The 17,495-nt window shown below is 41.7% G+C and carries 9 protein-coding genes; 1 reads left to right on the forward strand and 8 read right to left on the reverse strand.

Annotation, left to right across the window (positions count from 1 at the left end; genetic code table 11):
* Nucleotides 1-267: 267 nt before the first annotated feature.
* From DB520_RS22790 to DB520_RS22810, 5 genes are all read right to left on the reverse strand, one after another.
* Complete coding sequence (locus DB520_RS22790; RefSeq protein ID WP_114752237.1) at nucleotides 268-2,676, reverse strand: ABC transporter permease; 2,409 nt, start codon at nucleotides 2,674-2,676, stop codon at nucleotides 268-270.
* 304 nt (nucleotides 2,677-2,980) lie between these two features.
* Complete coding sequence (locus tag DB520_RS22795; RefSeq protein WP_114752094.1) at nucleotides 2,981-3,331, reverse strand: MmcQ/YjbR family DNA-binding protein; 351 nt, start codon at nucleotides 3,329-3,331, stop codon at nucleotides 2,981-2,983.
* A 214-nt stretch (nucleotides 3,332-3,545) separates the two neighbouring features.
* Nucleotides 3,546-4,226, reverse strand: coding sequence for an ERCC4 domain-containing protein (locus DB520_RS22800; protein ID WP_114752095.1), 681 nt, complete (start codon nucleotides 4,224-4,226; stop codon nucleotides 3,546-3,548).
* Nucleotides 4,227-4,294: 68 nt separating this feature from the next.
* Entirely contained in the window at nucleotides 4,295-5,821 is a 1,527-nt protein-coding gene (locus DB520_RS22805; RefSeq protein WP_114752096.1) for a TonB family protein, read from the reverse strand.
* Nucleotides 5,818-6,189 carry a BlaI/MecI/CopY family transcriptional regulator gene (locus tag DB520_RS22810; RefSeq protein WP_114752097.1) on the reverse strand — a complete coding sequence of 124 codons (372 nt, stop codon included), beginning with the start codon at nucleotides 6,187-6,189 and terminating at the stop codon, nucleotides 5,818-5,820. Before DB520_RS22810 ends, DB520_RS22805 begins: the two co-directional genes overlap by 4 nt.
* Nucleotides 6,190-6,655: 466 nt before the next feature.
* Between DB520_RS22810 and DB520_RS22815 the strand changes: the two genes are divergently transcribed.
* The gene (locus DB520_RS22815; protein WP_198675429.1) at nucleotides 6,656-9,865 is read left to right on the forward strand and encodes a CheR family methyltransferase; all 3,210 of its coding nucleotides are present in this window, start codon (nucleotides 6,656-6,658) and stop codon (nucleotides 9,863-9,865) included.
* Nucleotides 9,866-10,142: 277 nt separating this feature from the next.
* On the opposite strand, the gene DB520_RS22820 is transcribed toward DB520_RS22815, so the two are convergent.
* The 3 genes from DB520_RS22820 to DB520_RS22830 form a co-directional block, all read right to left on the reverse strand.
* A complete protein-coding gene (locus DB520_RS22820) occupies nucleotides 10,143-11,033 on the reverse strand; it encodes a glycoside hydrolase family 16 protein (protein ID WP_114752099.1) in 891 nt (296 codons plus the stop codon).
* Between the two features lie 471 nt (nucleotides 11,034-11,504).
* Nucleotides 11,505-13,925, reverse strand: coding sequence for an ABC transporter permease (locus DB520_RS22825; protein ID WP_114752100.1), 2,421 nt, complete (start codon nucleotides 13,923-13,925; stop codon nucleotides 11,505-11,507).
* A 731-nt stretch (nucleotides 13,926-14,656) separates the two neighbouring features.
* Complete coding sequence (locus DB520_RS22830) at nucleotides 14,657-17,083, reverse strand: ABC transporter permease (protein WP_114752101.1); 2,427 nt, start codon at nucleotides 17,081-17,083, stop codon at nucleotides 14,657-14,659.
* Nucleotides 17,084-17,495: the final 412 nt, after the last annotated feature.

Genomic DNA, 17,495 nt, shown 5'->3' on the forward strand with positions numbered 1-17,495 from the left:
GCTTTATTCCATTCCTATGCCACAATAAATCCCTAACAAAACCCTAAATTGGGTGTTTTGGGTCGTTTTAGGTATATTTTGTTCGAACACCTTTGTCCGCATGCGGACGAAATCCAACCAATTACCCTAGTAGGTCAGCCAGACTAGCTAATATGCAGACCGGGCATAAAACCACTTATGAAAGTGAGTTTTTAGCCTCCACTAGAAAATCGCATCAGTAAAAGAGCGGATAAACGACGGTATCAAACCGAACGGGAATTTGCCTTCCTATTCATCTTTTAAGATGTCTGCAGGATTGGTGCGAGCCACCCCTAAGGAATGGAAGCCCACCACCAGAAGGGCCAAAAACAATACCCCTGAACTGACCGCTGCAAACAACAAATAAGGCATGTCAATTCTATAGGCATACTCCTGCAGCCACAGGCTGCTAAGGTAATAGGCGGGGTATGCTGCAAAAGCAAATGATATCGCCACCAGCCATATGTATTGTTTTGAAACCAAGGTAATAAGTTGGACAACACCGGCACCTAGGATTTTCCTTATGCTTATTTCTTTGGTTCTTTGGGCAATGGTGAAAGAGGAAAGCCCAAACAATCCCAGTACAGAAATCAGGATAGCCATTGAAGAGACGAAGCCAAGCACACCTTGGATTTTTTTGTCTTCTTCATAAAACCGCTCCAATTGCTCGTCCATAAAGCTGAAATTTGTATTCTCAAAAGGATACATCTCCTTCATCATGGACTCCAGTCTGTTTTTAGCATAAGTGAGGTTTTGTTGACTGGATACCTTTGCGATTAAGAGGTAATAGTAATCTGGCCTATAGATCAAAATCATGGGCATGATTTCCTCTCTAAGACTTCTGGCATTGAAGTTTTCTACAACCCCTATGATGGTCTTTTGGTCACCCCCTGTCCTTACCATGAGCCCCAGCGCTTCAATGGGATCAGGATTGCCGATCTCTCTGAGGAAATTACGGTTTACTAGTATTTCATCCCTCGCATTTCTAGCTTTACGCCCTGCCAATAAGGGTATGTCATGAACAACAACAAAGGCCGAGTCCACATTCATCACCTGTACGTTCAGTTGCTTTTCTGCTGAATCGACCATGGCATAGGCATCCGATGTCCAAACACTATTGGAAGAAGCCAGGTTTCCACTCAAGCTCACACTTTCGACAAAGCTTTCATTCCGGATCCTTTCGGCCAATTGATCCCGTAGTGCACCATCTCCCAAAAAGGGAAGACTAGTGTACACTACCGCATCTTTTTCAAAACCAAGTGGCTGAGAGCTGATGTACTTTAGCTGGGTGCTGACTACGGTGACCAAAATGATAAAGGCAATGGAAACCGTGAACTGTAAAACGGCCAGGTTTTTTCTCAAAAACACCCCTATTGAAAACCCTTTTGGATGGTGCAGCTCTCCTTTGAGGGCCCGTTGTGGCTGGTAATTGGCCAAAACAAAGGCAGGATACAAGCCCGACACCAAGGTGAGCAAAATGGCATTTGCCCCAAAGAAAATCAAACTCAATTGGCTATAGGAGGATGGGTCAAAATTGGCTGGGAAATAATCCGAAAAGTAGATTTGGATCAAATTCGCCACGAAAACAGAAACTATCGAAGCAATAACCACAAAAGCAAACGTCTCACTCAGGAATTGGAAGATCAGCTGCCCCTTGTCAGATCCTAAGGTTTTACGGATTCCCACTTCCTTGGCCCGGTTGATGGCCAATGCGGTTTCTAGGTTGATAAAGTTGAGGCAAGCAAGTAAGAGGATAATAATGCCTATGTAAATAAGCCCATTTAATAAAGTTTTGGATATGGCAGAGTCGTCATAATTTTCACTGAAATGCAACTCGGACAAGGGTTCCCCGATAAATTTAGTATGGCTATCTTCTTCACTCAGATTTATCTTTGCGATTTCTGCTAGCCCCTCATCAAGTGCTGATTTATTTACCCCCTCCCCTACTTTCACGAAAAGCTGACTGGCTGTATTGAGGTTTGTCCAACTGTGCAAGCCATACCATTCTTTTTTCTCAATTTTGTCAATGGTACTGAATGAAATAAAATCCGTAAATATCAAATCCGTATTTTCGGTATAATCCGCCACCACCCCTTTGACCTGAGCATAAATGGAATCTGCATCTATCCACAGCACTTCCTTTCCCAACACTTCCCCTGCCGGCATGCCTGGGAAATACTTGTTCAAGCTGGATTCAGTAATGACAGCCGAATTTGGCTCCTCCAAAGCGGACAGGGGATTTCCGGCAAGCCATTCCCTTTGAAAAATTTCAAAAAAACCCTGACTGGCAAAAGCCGTATGGTTATTTCTACCTAACACTCTGTTTTCTTCAGGAAGAATCACCATGGTCTCATTAAGGGTATACAGTCTGCCTTTTGCCTCTACCAAAACCAGTTCTTCGTCAAGGATCTCACCCAAGGGGCCATTCGTCGCCGAGGTCTGAAAGGGATACCCAGGTTCCCATTCTGCCTTGGTAGTGATCCTGAATATCCTTTCGGCGTCGGAATGGAATTGATCAAAGCTGTGGGCAAACCAGACCAAGTTAAAAATCAACTGGCAGATGGCAATACCCAAGGACAATCCCAAGACATGCACCAAAGTCCGGAGTTTGTTTCGCTTGATGTTCCTAAGGGCAATGATCAGGTAGTTTTTTATCATTGGTATGTTTTTTTGGAGTAGAATTTTCAAGATTATTATAATCTGATAGAATTCTCCTTTCTTCTGAAAGCCAAGCAACGTGCCAAGCAAAAAGCAACTTTACGCAGCATACAGGGTTGTTTCCTACCCTTAACACCTAAATTTCGGACAATTTTGTTCGCAAATGGGCAATTACTCTCGCTGCTGTACACTTGAAATACCCTGCCTCCAAACACAAGAATGTTAACAACCCCTCCCATTAGTACATTTTCAATCAAATGTAGTAGGTAGCTGGAGTAAAAAATAAATGTGATAAACGGGTCGTTTATAAACCCGGTTTTGGCAAATATCTTTCCGCCAGCTTCTTTGGTGCGACCTTGCAATAGGCAGCCTTCAAGGCATCTTCTATTATTTCGTTATCCAACTTGTCAAGTTCTATAAAAGTCCAACCTTTTTTGCCCCATTTGTTAGGAACTGGATAGATAACAGCTTTGTCTATAAGGGAAAAAAGGTCTTGATCAACCTCAGAGAATGCCAAACAAGCCCTGTTATTACCTGCATCATAAGAAGCGAATATTTTCTTTTTCACCCTAAAGGAAGTTTTTTCAAAGTGGGGCTCCTCTGTGGTTTCCGGTAAGGATAGGGCAATTTGTCTAAGGAATTCAACCTGTTGCATTGGTTTATGGTTTGCTTTGGATTGGCTTATACGGAAAGTGTGGCAACTCCCTGTGGAAATACCCGTTCCTTTAACCTTCAAGCCTTGTCATACATCTTACCTTATCCCCCTCATTGTTGTACCATTCCACACTATACTCCTGAGGGTCGAGGTGGGGTTGTTAGAGGAGCCCTACAAAAGCTTGGGAATGTTAAACTCGCTTAAACCAGTTATTTTATTTATGTAATACTTCTTTAAGCCTATCCACTGTTTTTTTTCCGAACCCCGGCACCTGAAGAAATTCCTCTTCCTTGGCTGTAAACACAGCATGAAGATTACCAAATTTCATCAGCAGTTTTTCGGCTTTATCAGCCCCTATTCCAGGAAACCCTTCCAGGATATGGACCTTTTGGGAAAGCATGGGGTCCTTCTTCTTTTTAAAGAAAGCAGGCCTTGGAAAAAAGCGTTGGTCATCCAGTCCCTCCTTGGTAAGCTGTTTGTAGCTTTGCAGCATTACCTGCACGGTTTCTTTGGTGTTTTTGGTTTTGAGGACCGGAATCCTGAAAGCGATGGAAATAGAGATCAAAATCCCCTGAATGGCCTGCAAGGAAAAATCCGTTTCCCTGAAAAGCCTGTTTCTTCCCTCCAAAATGAGGTAGGAAGGTATTTGGCAACTTGCCAGTTCCTTTACCTGTTTGAACAGTCTTCCGTCTTTTATGGAGCGACAAAAGTCTGGTATGGTCTTTCTTTCTACCAAAACTTCCTCGTCAAAAAGATAGTCCCCTGCCAACATACGCTTGCGGCAGATAATCATATTTCCCATCTTCCGGAATTCTTCTTCCAATGTGGCAGGTTCCCTGTCATCGATGGTGACCTGAAGGGGGAGATAGTAGGAAGTCTTCAGTAAATTGGGCATAGAAAAATCATGAAATAATCCCCTAATTTACAAAAAATGGAAAAATAGTCATTCAAATTGTCTTCTACTTATTTTACCTCCAGTTCCACGTTCTTATATCCCACAAAACTGATGACAAGGCGCTGAAACCTGTCTGTTTCTATTATAAAATGGCCATTTACATCAGTCACCGTACCTGTATTCGTCTCCATCACTACAATATTGGCTCCTGGAAGCACATTTCCTTCTTGGTTAAGGACGTACCCTTCCCATCTGCCGTTGGTATAGCTGGCCTCTACTTTTAGCTCTGCGCTTCTAGGATCGGCCTCCTCCACTGAAATATTTCCCTTGGGAAGTTTGTCGTAATCCCGACTGGCAGGATTCAGACTAAAGATAATTGGCAATACCATTCGTACCCTTATAGGCTTGTCCCTTTGCTTGCCAGGGAGGAAAGCAGGGGAATTTTTTACCACCCTTACGGCTTCTTCCTCACAACCGCTTCCTATTCCGCTTTTGGCAGACACGTTGGATAAGGATCCGTCTTCCTCTACCACAAACTGGATATGAACTTGTCCCTCAATCCCCTTCTGGCGGGCTTCCTTGGGATACTTTAATTCTCCTTCCACATAACTATAAAATGCGGCCATTCCCCCTTTAAACTCAGGTTGCTGCTCTACCTGGGTAAAATGCTCTCCTTGCAAAGGACCTGGCGTAAAGGAAGAAATAAAGCTAGGAACTGACTGTTGCGCATTGATTTTAAAACCAAAACCAAGGATGATCAACGTGGTAAAAAGACCGAAACTGAAGATAGAAAGTCGCATAGATGATTTTTTTAAAGGTTTATTCATCATTACCAACCTGCGTTTTAAAGAGGAAGGAGAAAAGGAGCTTGTCCAAATTGACAAATCATTGCTAATGGTAAGCTTAAGCAGTAGTTTTTTATATTTTGAGGGATGGGTAAAATGTTGCATTTCTTGGTCTGCCAGGTATTCATGATTTAGTACCATAGCTTTCTTTACCAGAAAAACCACGGGATTGAACCAGCAAATCACCGATAGGAATTCCAAAACGGCCAAGTCAATATGGTGCTTTTGGGTAATGTGGACAAGTTCATGTTTAAGTATGATTTCTGTATTTTCATTACCTTCTGTATAGTCTGAAGGGTGCATAAAAATGTATTTTCCAAAACTGAATGGGGAACGGACGTTTTCAGAGAGAATCAAAAATGCCCCCTGTATCTCCCGAACAGGAGGTGCTTTGGTCCAGTTTATCAGTTTATAAAGTGCATTGAGTTTTTTGTAGAGCAGGAAGATAAATACAGGAAAGTAAACCAAAAAGAACCCATTTAGCAACCAATTAGGCTGTGAGGATGCAACTTGGGTAGTTACTAGGGAAGATTGGCTTTGGGCAAGCGCTGGTAAAAAGTCAATAGGACTTATACTCTCCTGGGGTAAATACACAGGAAAACTTAGGAAGGGAATGATCATCGCAGCAGGAACCAACCCCAAAAGCACCCAGCGATTTAACCTGAAGGTTTTTTCTCTTGCCAGAAAAAGGGCAAAGAGCAGCATTAGGATAGCTGATAAGCCAATAAATTGTAACAGGATCAACATCATTTTTTTCTGCGTTCAATTTCAGTTTCAACCAAGTTTTTTAATTCTTCCAATTCCTTGGTGGTCAGATCTGCTTTTTTGGTGAAAAAGGAAGCAAACAGAAGTGGGCTGTCGGAGAAGAAATCCTTAATAATAGTTTTCACCTGTCCAGAGAAATAGTCTGGCTTATCTACCAGCGCATGGTACTGCCTGGAGTTCCCAAACAGTTTATACCCCACATACCCTTTTAGCTGCATACGCTTAAGCAATGTGGCCACCGTACTGGGGGCAGGCTTAGGTGCTGGATGGACTTCCATTAATTCTTTCATAAACAGAGGCTGGTAAGACCAGATCAATTCCATCAATTTTTCTTCGGACTTAGACAACTTCATTCTACAAATAGAAATTTACTTCTACAAATATAGAATATATTTTTGACAATCAAAAAATCATCCTTTTTGATTGGCAAAATTTATTGGCAAAAAAGCACCTAACAAAAAAAGGTTTTGGGCTTTTGAACGTAGAACAAGAAAAATAGTAAGAGTGGACAACTACTTGGGGATTCGGTAACTTCAACACACAAAATCATAACTATTCTCCACCAGTACAATTATTTTTTGGAAAATGAATAGAAGCTTCTTAAAACCGAAGTTTTATAAAGCATAAAAAAGGATAGATTTGGTTTAATTTTGTGTATATTGCATTATTAGCAACCTGATTCAGACAAAAGGTTTCTGGAACTAAAAACTTTGATTGGGGCACCTTCGAAGCTAGGCTATGCAAGTAGCCAACCAAGCTTTTTTTACTTGCACTTCCGAGGAATATAATGCAACATTTAATGCTTCTAAACCCAATAGAATGAAACGAAACAGCAAAGACTTTACAAAAAACCTGTTTATAATAGCCATAGGAGCCTCCGCAGGGGGCATGGAGGCCATCCATTTGCTTTTTGACCATACCTTAGAGGACGGGGTTGCATACGTCATCATCCAGCACCTTTCCCCAGATCACAAAAGCTTTATGGCAGAGCTCCTTGCCAAACACAGCAAGCTGCAAATATCCATTGCCGAAAATGAAATGCAGGTAGAGCCGAACCGTGTTTATCTGATGCCTCAGGGGAAGAACATGTCGATTAAAAATGGAAGGCTGCTATTAACCGATAGCAAGCCATTGCAGCCAAACACCTCTATAGACATATTTTTGGATGCTTTGGCAGAAGACCAGGGGGAGAAATGCATTGCGGTTATTCTTTCTGGCACAGGGACGGACGGTACCAAAGGAATTGCCTCCGTAAAAAGAAACGGGGGATATGTAATCGTACAAGATCCAGAAAGTGCTAAGTTTGATGGAATGCCAAACAGTGCCATCGGATCAGGCAATGTGGACGTAATCGGATCTCCTGAATCAATTCCCAAAGAAATCATTACCCACTTAAGACGGGATAAATTGGAGAGTAATTTTACTCAACAAATATCCCAAAGAGACGAGACCACGTTACTCAAAATACTCAACCTGATACAAAAACACACACCGCTAGATTTTTCGGATTATAAACGTCCCACCATTATAAGAAGGGTGGTTTTAAGAATGACCAAAACCAAGACCTCATCACTGGAGGATTATGCTGATTTTTTAAAGGCCAATCCTTCTGAAATTAACATCCTTGCCAAGGAATTTCTGATAAGTGTCACTGAGTTTTTTAGGGATAAAGAAGCTTTTAAAGTGATCAAAAAAGAAGTAATCCCGGAAATAATTGAAAACAAATTGCAGGTAGATACTTTGAAGGTTTGGGTGGTGGGATGCGCTACTGGGGAAGAGGCCTATTCTCTCGCCATTCTCATCATGGAGCATCTTACCGAGATCAAGAAAAACCTAGAGGTCAAGATCTTTGCAAGTGACATTGACAAAGCAGCTTTGCAACATGCCTCCAAAGGGGTATATTCTGAAACTATTTCCAAGGACGTCTCAGAAGAGAGGCTCAATAAGTTTTTTACTAAGCAGAACGACAAATACAAGGTCAGGGACAACATCAGGAAAATGATCATTTTTGCCGACCACGATATTGTAAAACAGCCCCCTTATGGTAAAATAGATTTGATAAGCTGCCGCAACCTACTGATATATATAAACCCCCTATTACAGAAGAAAATTCTTGCTTCCCTTCATTTCTGCCTTAACTTGGGTGGCTATTTATTGTTGGGGCCTAGCGAAAGCCTAGGTGAGCTGAGGAAATCTTTCAGTGAAGTGGACAAGAAATGGAAAATATATAAAAGCACCGAAGTCGCCCGTAACTTGCGGCACACAACCTATAGCACTCCCGGCTTGGAAAATCAATTGTTCAATCCAAACTTAAATGCTACTCCTCAAAAAAGCAGTATTAACAGCAACCTTACTGAGCTTACAAATCAGACATTACTTAGGGAATCTGGTTATGAGGCTGGAATTTGGGTAGACACCGATTTTGAAATCATACAAACCTGTGGTAACTATGAGAAATACCTCCTCCCAAAAATTTTTAATTTCAACTTACTCGAAATGTTGCCTGAGGAACTTTCCATAGCCACTTCAACCACTTTGCGAAAGGCATTTAAGCTCAAAAAAGAGGCTGCGATAAAGAAAGTAAGGTTCAAAAGAAATGAAGTTATACACTCCGTTAATGTTTTTGTAAAGCCTTTCTTGTCCGAAAAACCTACTGTACAAACCGTTGCCCTAATACTTTTCAACGAAGAGAAAGTCAAAAAAAACGCTGAAAAAGATATTGAAGTTTTCGGAATGGATTCGCATACCACTCGTTACGTGGAAGATTTGAAAGAGGAACTCGCTGAAAACAAACAAAAACTGAAAGATTGCTATGATGCTCTCGATGTCTCTAATGACAATATTTCTTCCTACAATGAGGAGCTTATTTCCAGTAACGAAGAGATGCAAAGCACTAATGAAGAGCTTCAGTCGGTCAACGAAGAGTTGCAAACGGTAAACAATGAATACCAATTGAAAATAAAAGAATTGGCTGAATTGAATGATGATCTGGATAATTACTTCAAATCCACAGTCAACGCCCAACTCTATGTGGACAAAGATTTAGTCCTCAGGAAATTCACCCCCTCAGCCATTAGGCAGGTCAACCTAAAGGAAACTGATGTAGGACGTCCCCTTAGTGATATTTCCACTAATATAAGGTTCTCAACCCTGATGGATGATGTAGCCAAAGTCATCTCCTCTTTCGACACCGTAAAAAAGGAGGTGCAAACTCTAGAAGGAAGGTGGTATCAAATGATGGCCCTCCCTTATACCAAACAACAGAATAATCAGAATGACGGGGCAATCATCACTTTTAACGATATTACTGAATTAAAAGAATCCCAAGACAAACTGTCCAAGATAAATGCAGACCATGATACTTTTATTTATTCTGTTTCTCATGATCTGAAAGGTCCTCTAGCCAATTTAAAATCCCTGACCTCCTTTTTGGAAGATTCCGTTGGGTTTCAAACCAATGAAGATAAAGAGACCCTAGAATTGATCGGTCAATCTATAACCAATCTCTCGGAGACCATTAAGGAACTTTCGGATATCACAAAGATTGAGAATGAGATTGGTGTGCTCGAAAATATCAATGTAAAGCAACTTATAAAAGAAGTGGAATCCTACATGAAGGACAGATTGCTAAAGACTGGGGCCAATGTTATTCTGGATTTGAAAGTGTCCGAAATTCCATTTTCCAAAAAAAATTTAAGGGCCATTCTTACAAACCTTTTGAGTAATGCCATTAAGTATTCTTCCCCTGACCGTATACCTGAAATAACAATAAGTACGGAGAAATCGGCTGATTTTACTGTGTTATCTGTTCAGGATAATGGATTAGGTATTCCGGAAAACAAAAAACATGAAATATTCGCGAAGTTCAAACGGGCTCATACCCATGTGGAAGGAACCGGAGTAGGCTTGTATTTGGTAAAGAAGATAATCACCAATGCCGGTGGGGAAATTGAAGTTGAAAGTGAATTGGGAAAAGGCTCTGTGTTTAAAGTGTATTTTAGCAATAAACCCGTGGCTTCAGAGGAATAGTTTATGGACTGCACCCAAGGCTTAGTGCCGAATTTTGTATTTAAAAGGAATTAAAAGGTTTTGAGGTGAACATAATTTGCCTTTTTGGTTCTTATTTTCATAATTAAGCAAATGTTGTCAGTGACATTGATTTTTTGGTTGAACTGTAAAAGGAAAAAAGACTTTTAGAAATCTTATGGCTTTGCCAGATTTTCTTGAAAATTTATCCCGGAGAAGTTGAGCATGCCGCAGTAGACACACAGAGGGATGATTATCAAATCGAGATTTCAAGGCCTACTTATTTAGAAACACTTTCGAAAGGTTCATAGGACATCCAATCGACTTCCAATTCGTAAGGTTGCAGAGGCTTTTCAATAGAAAGAGGATTTGTCTCCACAGCCCAGTCTTTGGTATGCCAAAAATTCATTCTGTAATGGGTGCGATGTTGGGGAATACCCCTTGTCGTTCCCTGATAATCCCATAAAACTATTTTTTCCCCACTCGTGGGATGAAGCATCCACCAACGGATGCGGTCTGCATGCCAATCAAAACCATAGGTGTAAAATTTGGCTGAAGCATCATAATCAGCAATGGCAGCGATGGTATCCGGCTGATTCTGCAAATTAGTTAATGGGGTTTTTAAGCCTGTATGATTCTCTCTATAGCTGGTATTGTAGATAATTCCTTCTGCCAAATTGATGATTCTTCCAACTCGTTTCAGTTCACCAGGCTGACCGGTCCAAGTACCTATATAAATAACCGTGGGATCGGCAAGGAGCCATTCAAAGTCAATTTCGCTGAGCCCTGGTTCGCTTTCCACATGATAGGTAAAATAACCCACTACCGCACCTACGTTTGGCTGAATATCCCTTACATCAGGAACCTTCAGCCGAGCCGCATAGGTCCCGAAATGGGTGAAATTCTTTGAGATAATTTCCGGTCCGCGACCTGCCCCGGCACTATCCTGTGGATCTATCTTAAAGGAAAGTACTTTTGTGTCCGGCTCCACCGATGAATTTACGCCAGATTTGTATTTAAATTCAGCTTTATTTCCTGTGGAGCCATACCGAAAGTAACTAAAAGTAGTATCCGAAAAATCCTCGACAAATGAATTATGGTACTCCTCGGATTGGGAAATTACAATCAAAGGAATAAGTAATAAAACTACTGAAAGAATAGGCTGTTTCATAATGACAAATTGGTAGAATGAGAAGTAAATCTACAAAAAAGAAGCAACAGGAAGAGGTAGATGCCCATTTAAAGATTGGTCAATAATTTAATTATTGCTAAACACAAAAATTGGAATTTAAAGAAGTCCATATTCAATAGATCTCTTATCCGAAGATTAAGATAGGGATTCCCTTTATCCCTAGGTACTTCCTCCAATCTATTTCACCCTTCATCTATTCTCCTTCATTCTTAAAATCAGTTTGACATCAACGAGTCCACTGGATTCACCAACGCTGCTTTTACCGATTGAAAACTAAGGGTCAGCCAAGCTATTACCAACACAGCTATGCCTGAAATTAAACCAATTCTCCGTTTTTTTTCAATTCTCCATTCTCCATTTTCACCGATCACCGATCACTACATAACCTGAACGCTCAGGCCCTCACTTCGTTCGGAGGGAATCAACCCTGAATTCTACAGCTTTACACTCCTATTCGGAGCGTAAGGCCTCAACAGGATTCATCATGGCCGCTTTAATCGCCTCGTAGCCAACAGCTAGCCACGCCACCACAACCACTATCGCTCCAGCACCCAGATAGGTCCAGATGGATATATCTATCCGGTAGGCAAAGCTTTCCAACCAATGGCTCATTAGCCACCAGGCTATAGGAGAGGCTAACAGTGCAGAGAATACCACCAATTTCAGAAAATCCCTTGAAAGCATGGCAACAATAGTGGATACGTCCGCACCTAGAACCTTTCGGACTCCGATCTCTTTATGCCGCTGTTTAGCGGTAAACAAGGCAAGCCCAAATAGCCCCAAGCAGGCAACAAAAATGATAAGAGATGCAAACACCGAAAGGATATATCCCATTCTCCGCTCAGCTTGATAGGTTTGATAAAAGCGGTCGTTCAAGAAAGAGTATTCAAATGGCTCGTCGCCTGCAAGGGAAGCCCATTTCAATTTCACATCTTCAAGCAACCCACCTACGTCAGAGGTGTTGATTTTGGCAATCACTGCACCTTCCGCATTGCCCTTAACCATAACGAGCGGAAAAATGCGCTCATGCAGTGATCTGAAATGGAAGTCCTTTACTATGCCAATGACCTGGTAAGTTGTCTTGTTTCCCTCATTGTCCGAGTGGGTAAGTGTCTTGCCCAACGCTTCATTTTCCCAACCCAAAACCTTCACAGCGGTCTCATTTAGAATAATGGACTCCTGTTCGTTCCCAAATTTGTCCGAAAAATTCCTACCTGCTATTATTTCCATGCCCATTGACGGTATATATGCGTTATCCACGTCATATCTCAAGGTTTTTATCTGCTTGCTGACGTTTTCATTTGGAAACAAAAAGAAATTATTATTGTAGGATTGCCCCGAGGGGAGATATCCGGAAATGCTGACGTTCTCGACTCTGGAATCCTGTAGTAATTGATTCCGAAATACCTCCGCATTATTACCGATATTAGGGAGAATCAATACCTGCTCTTTGTCATAACCAAGGTTTTTATTTTGAATATACTCCAGTTGATTATACACTACGATAGTTCCGATAATTAAAATCACTGAGACTGTAAATTGAAAGACTACAAGGCCACTCCGCAAACCAATTGATCTTTTACCGGATAAGTTGGGAAATTGGGATCCTTTCAATACAGCAACAGGTTTGAAGGAGGAAAGGAAAAATGCCGGATAAATGCCGGCAACTATTCCCACCATCAGTCCAAACGCAAGCAGGGTTGGCAAAGTCCACGGGCTGGAAAAATATGGAATGGCTATTTCCTTTCCCGACAGTTCATTAAAAACCGGTAATGCTAAGTTGACCAGTACTATCGCAACCAATAAAGCAAATAGGCTCAATAGTATATATTCCATCAGGAATTGCCAAACTAGCTGTCGTTGTTCCGACCCTAATACTTTACGGACACCAACTTCCCTGGCTCTTTTGCTGGCACTGGCTGTGGAGAGGTTTACGAAATTGATACTTGCGATTAGGAGCATAAATAGAGCAATGGCTCCAAAAATGTAGAGATAGCGAACATCACCACCAGGCCCAAGTTCCCCCATCATATCAGAATGCAGATGAATAGAGGTGAGTGGCTGCAAAAAGATACCGATGTTGTTTCCAGCTTGCTTAAACTGGTCAAAACTGATTCCCATTGCCTCTTGCAGTTGTGGACCTATGTATTTTTCAGCTACTTCTGGAAGTTTGGCTTCCAGGTTTTTATATTCATAGCCGGGTTGTAATAACAAATAGGTATAAAACTCAGAAACCATCCAGGAAGGGTTTTTTGCCTCTGGGAAAGTCGACATGGACGCAAAGAGGTCAAAATGAAAGTGGGAATTGACAGGTATATCGGCCATCACTCCCGTAACAGTGAACCGGTCATTGCCATCATTCATCCATAGCTCTTTCCCAAGCGGGTCCTGTTCTTTAAAGAAAATTTGGGCTGCAGTGGCGGAAATAACAATGGTATGGGGTTCCACCAAAGCAGTTGCTGGATCCCCTTTTATTAAAGGAAAAGTAAAAACCTGAAAAAGGTTGGCATCAACATAGGCAGCAGCGTAATTTCGAAAAGAATTGTTGTTATGGGTGACTTTAGGATACCCTATCTTTCTGATCCGGGTAGCTTGCTCTACCTCAGGATAATCTGCCTTAAGCGCTTCAGCAACTGGGGGCATTACATGTGCTTCATTCATCGACCCTCCCTGAACCGATCCTCGAAAGACCACGCGCACGATCCGGTCTGCCTTTTCATGAAAACTGTCGTAACCTAGTTCGCTTTGTACAAATTGCAGGATCAGCAGACAAGTTGCGATCCCAATGGCCAGTCCCAGTATAGTGATAGCCGAAAAGGCTTTGTTGCTTAGCAGGTTTCTAAACGCTATTTTAAAGTAGTTTTTTATCATGGTGGATTAATTACCGGTTCTATTCAAGTTTATCCTTACCTTTTTTAACCTGTCTTTCCCTGAGTTCCCGCAGGATTTTTTCTCTGAGTCGCATTTGTAAATACCGTGGAAATAATACCAATGAAAAGATAGTTATCATCCTACTTCCTTTCTATTTCTGTACCAGTAAAAATACACGCAAAATAGCCTATGACAGAGAAAGTGGGATAATTGGCTTGCATTTTCGTACATAATTGTTCGTTGACGGGCAAAAAAACAAGTACCTTTTTATCATCAAGATTCTGCAATTTTATCAATGTGATTTACCAAATAATCAAATAGAAATGCAAATACATCCGCCAAATTAATACAACATTTGTAATTGTATTCGCCAAAAAATCAGTAAGTCGGCTCAATAATTCTTATACATATTGGTAAAACCACATTTGAAATGCTTGTATCTTTGGCATATTCTCACACCTCTAAAAATGTGGTTCAGACTTCGATCTAATAAGCAAGTATTTCGATTTTGAAAATCCTGAAAAAGTAATTATTCGAAAAAGAAGTGCAAAAAAACACCGATTTACTCCATTGTGTAGGAGAACGGTATAGAATTGCTGGTCGAGCAGGCGGTACATTCAATTCTGAGGAAAACATCACCAGTTTTTTTAAAGAATATCATCGCCTTTATAGTTACTAATTAGCAGTCCTTGGAAGCCCTTTCACCAAACTGATGTCTGGGTTTGAGTGCCCTATTCCACTTTAAATGCATCCACAGGATTAATCATGGCTGCCCTAAGGGACTGGCTACTGACCGAAAGGGCTGCAACCAAGGTGGCCCCTAGTCCCGCTATCAGAAACACTATCCAGGAAATAGAAATGCTGTAGGCGAAATTTCCCAACCAATGGCTCATTAGCCACCAGGCTATAGGGGTTGCAATAACAAATCCTGCAAACACCAGCTTTAGGAAATCTATCCCTAGTAAGGCAACGATGTTCCAAATGCTGGCACCCATTACTTTCCGTATGCCGATCTCTTTGGTTCGCTGTTCGGTTGCGTAAGCCGAAAGTCCAAACAGCCCCAAAACAGAAATGATGATTGCCAGACCTGCAAAAAACCCGAACAAGGCTCCTACTTTTTCTTCGGCTTCATATTGCTGATCAAACCTCCCAGCAACCGTGTAGTAGTTGAAGGGGAAATCCGGGCGGATGGCCCGCCACTCTTCGTTGAGGTAGGCAATAGTTGCATCGAAATCAGCCTTGTCCACTTTGATAGCTATTTCATTGATCCGGTCTGTGGGAATCAAAAAAACCATGGGAGAAATCGGTTGATGTAAGGATTCAAAATGAAAATCTTTGACTACTCCCACCACATATCCCCTTCGAATGCCATAATGCAATTGCTTATCGATTGCTTCTTTTGGACTTGACCAGCCAATGGCACGTACGGCAGCTTCATTGAGGATAAATGCCTGGGTGGAATCACTCGCAAGTTCAACATCAAAATCCCTTCCTGCCTGAATTTGCATGCCAAAGGTCCTGATAAAGGAGTGGCTCACATGGATGTCCGACACCCGAATATCCATTGGGCTTAGCTCACCATTGACTTCCGCCTTTGTTCCCTGAGCATCCAGCAGTCTTCCGGAAGGTATTCTACTTCCAAGAGCCACTTCTTTAATCCCCCTTTGCTGGAGTAGTCTTTCACGCATAATTTCAAAATTGCTTATGAATTCGTCATATGCAGGCAAGACCACAATCTCATCCTTCTCAAAGCCCAGTTCCTTATTTTTCATAAAGTCCAGCTGGTCCACTACTATCAGCACAGCTACTATTAATAGGATACTGATGGCAAATTGGCCTACCACCAGTATCGACCTTAGTTTTTCATGAACTGAACCGATTTTAAAGGTGCCTTTCAAGACTTTCACGGGTTGAAATCCGGACAAAAACAAAGAAGGATAACTTCCTGAAATTAAACCCACAATTAAAACCAAAGCGGTAAGGCCTATTATGTACTCGGGATGTTCCCAAAAATTGGTTGAGAATAATTTACCAGTAAAATTTTCAAATAATGGTAAAGCTATCACAGCAATGAACAAGGCGATGATCATAGCTATCAAAGACATCAAAATAGTCTCACTCATAAACTGTTTTACCAGTAGTTGTCGATCCGCTCCCATGACCTTTCGTAGCCCCACCTCCATTGCTCTCTTTGCAGATCGGGCGGTGGCCAAGTTCATGAAGTTGATGCAGGCTATCAACAAAATGAAAACCGCGATGGCAGAATAAATATATACATTCTCCATACTGCTGTTGGGTGCTATCTCGGAGTCCAGGTTAGAAAATAAGTGGATATCGGTAATGGGCCAAAGGTGAAGCCTAGTACCAGAAGCGGCAGAAAGACCCTGAGAACCAGCTGGCAAATGCCTGTTTATAAAATCAGGTAACTGCGACTCAAATTCTTTGTAATCCACATCGGGTTCCAACTTCAGATAAGTGCCAAAATTGTTGCCCCCGAAGTCTTTCATCATAGACTCATAGCCTCCATAATAGGCTACTACCGGCTCCATAGATGCTAAAATTTCTGGTTTAAAATGCGAGTTGTCCGGCACATCTTCCATAATCCCCCTGACCGACATTTCAAACTTCTCGCTTCCAATCATAATGGTAAACGACTGGCCCATGGGATCTTCCTCACCAAAATACTTGTATGCCAGGGTTTCACTGATCACCAAGCCGTCGGGATAGGTAAGAGCACTATCTGGATCGCCGTCTATTACATTCCACGAAAAGACTCGGAATACCTCCGGGTCAGAAAAGAAAAAGCGCTCTTCTTCAACAATTTTAGCACCTTCCTTGACAACAACATTGACGTTCATCACCCGTACCGATTCGGCCACTTGACCTACGAAATCTGATTTCAAAAGGGGACCAAAGGGTGGTGCTGTATGTCCCAGATGAAGATTGGTATCCCCATCGGGAGTGCTGAAAGCCCTGGACACCCTAAATATCCGGTCTTTATTTTCATGGTAGCCATCATAACTCAACTCATGCTGAACAAATAAAAAGATCAACATACTTACCGCCATTCCAACCGATAAGCCCAAGATATTTATCAGAATGAATACAGGGTTTTTTCTTAGGTTACGAATAAAGATTTTTAGGTAGTTTTTTAGCATGTCAGTAAAGCAAAGTTTTATCAAAATGACTAAATTGTGAAAAGCCCCTATGGACAAATATCCTTGGAGGTTCTTATTATGGTTTATCCATGATAGTGCCACGAAAAACGGCTCAATTTCATGTGTTTATAATTGTCTTTTCAGCGGTCATATAGCCTGCCCCTGCCTGCCCCGAACTCGTTTCGGGGAACTTGTTTCGGGGGAATCTCGCTTTGATAATCATCCCTCCGTGTGAGGTTCTCCTCATGCCCTGACTGCCGTCAGGACAGGCTCGACTTCATGTGTTTATAATTTTTTTTTAATGGTCACATAGCCTGCCCCGGACTCGCTCCGGGGGAATCTCGCATGTTCAATAATCATCCCTCTGTGTGTCGTCTTCGTCATGCCCTGACTGCCGTCAAGATAGGCTCGA

Origin of the sequence: Pleomorphovibrio marinus, from assembly GCF_003347495.1 — a bacterium.
Taxonomy (GTDB): Bacteria; Bacteroidota; Bacteroidia; order Cytophagales; family Cyclobacteriaceae; genus Pleomorphovibrio; species Pleomorphovibrio marinus.

Bases quoted from the DNA above. Each gene is read 5' to 3' on its own strand.
- DB520_RS22790 (WP_114752237.1), bottom strand. From the start codon at position 2,676: ATGATAAAAAACTACCTGATCATTGCCCTTAGGAACATCAAGCGAAAC.
- DB520_RS22795 (WP_114752094.1), bottom strand. From the start codon at position 3,331: ATGCAACAGGTTGAATTCCTTAGACAAATTGCCCTATCCTTACCGGAA.
- DB520_RS22800 (WP_114752095.1), bottom strand. From the start codon at position 4,226: ATGCCCAATTTACTGAAGACTTCCTACTATCTCCCCCTTCAGGTCACC.
- DB520_RS22805 (WP_114752096.1), bottom strand. From the start codon at position 5,821: ATGATGTTGATCCTGTTACAATTTATTGGCTTATCAGCTATCCTAATG.
- DB520_RS22810 (WP_114752097.1), bottom strand. From the start codon at position 6,189: ATGAAGTTGTCTAAGTCCGAAGAAAAATTGATGGAATTGATCTGGTCT.
- DB520_RS22815 (WP_198675429.1), top strand. From the start codon at position 6,656: ATGAAACGAAACAGCAAAGACTTTACAAAAAACCTGTTTATAATAGCC.
- DB520_RS22820 (WP_114752099.1), bottom strand. From the start codon at position 11,033: ATGAAACAGCCTATTCTTTCAGTAGTTTTATTACTTATTCCTTTGATT.
- DB520_RS22825 (WP_114752100.1), bottom strand. From the start codon at position 13,925: ATGATAAAAAACTACTTTAAAATAGCGTTTAGAAACCTGCTAAGCAAC.
- DB520_RS22830 (WP_114752101.1), bottom strand. From the start codon at position 17,083: ATGCTAAAAAACTACCTAAAAATCTTTATTCGTAACCTAAGAAAAAAC.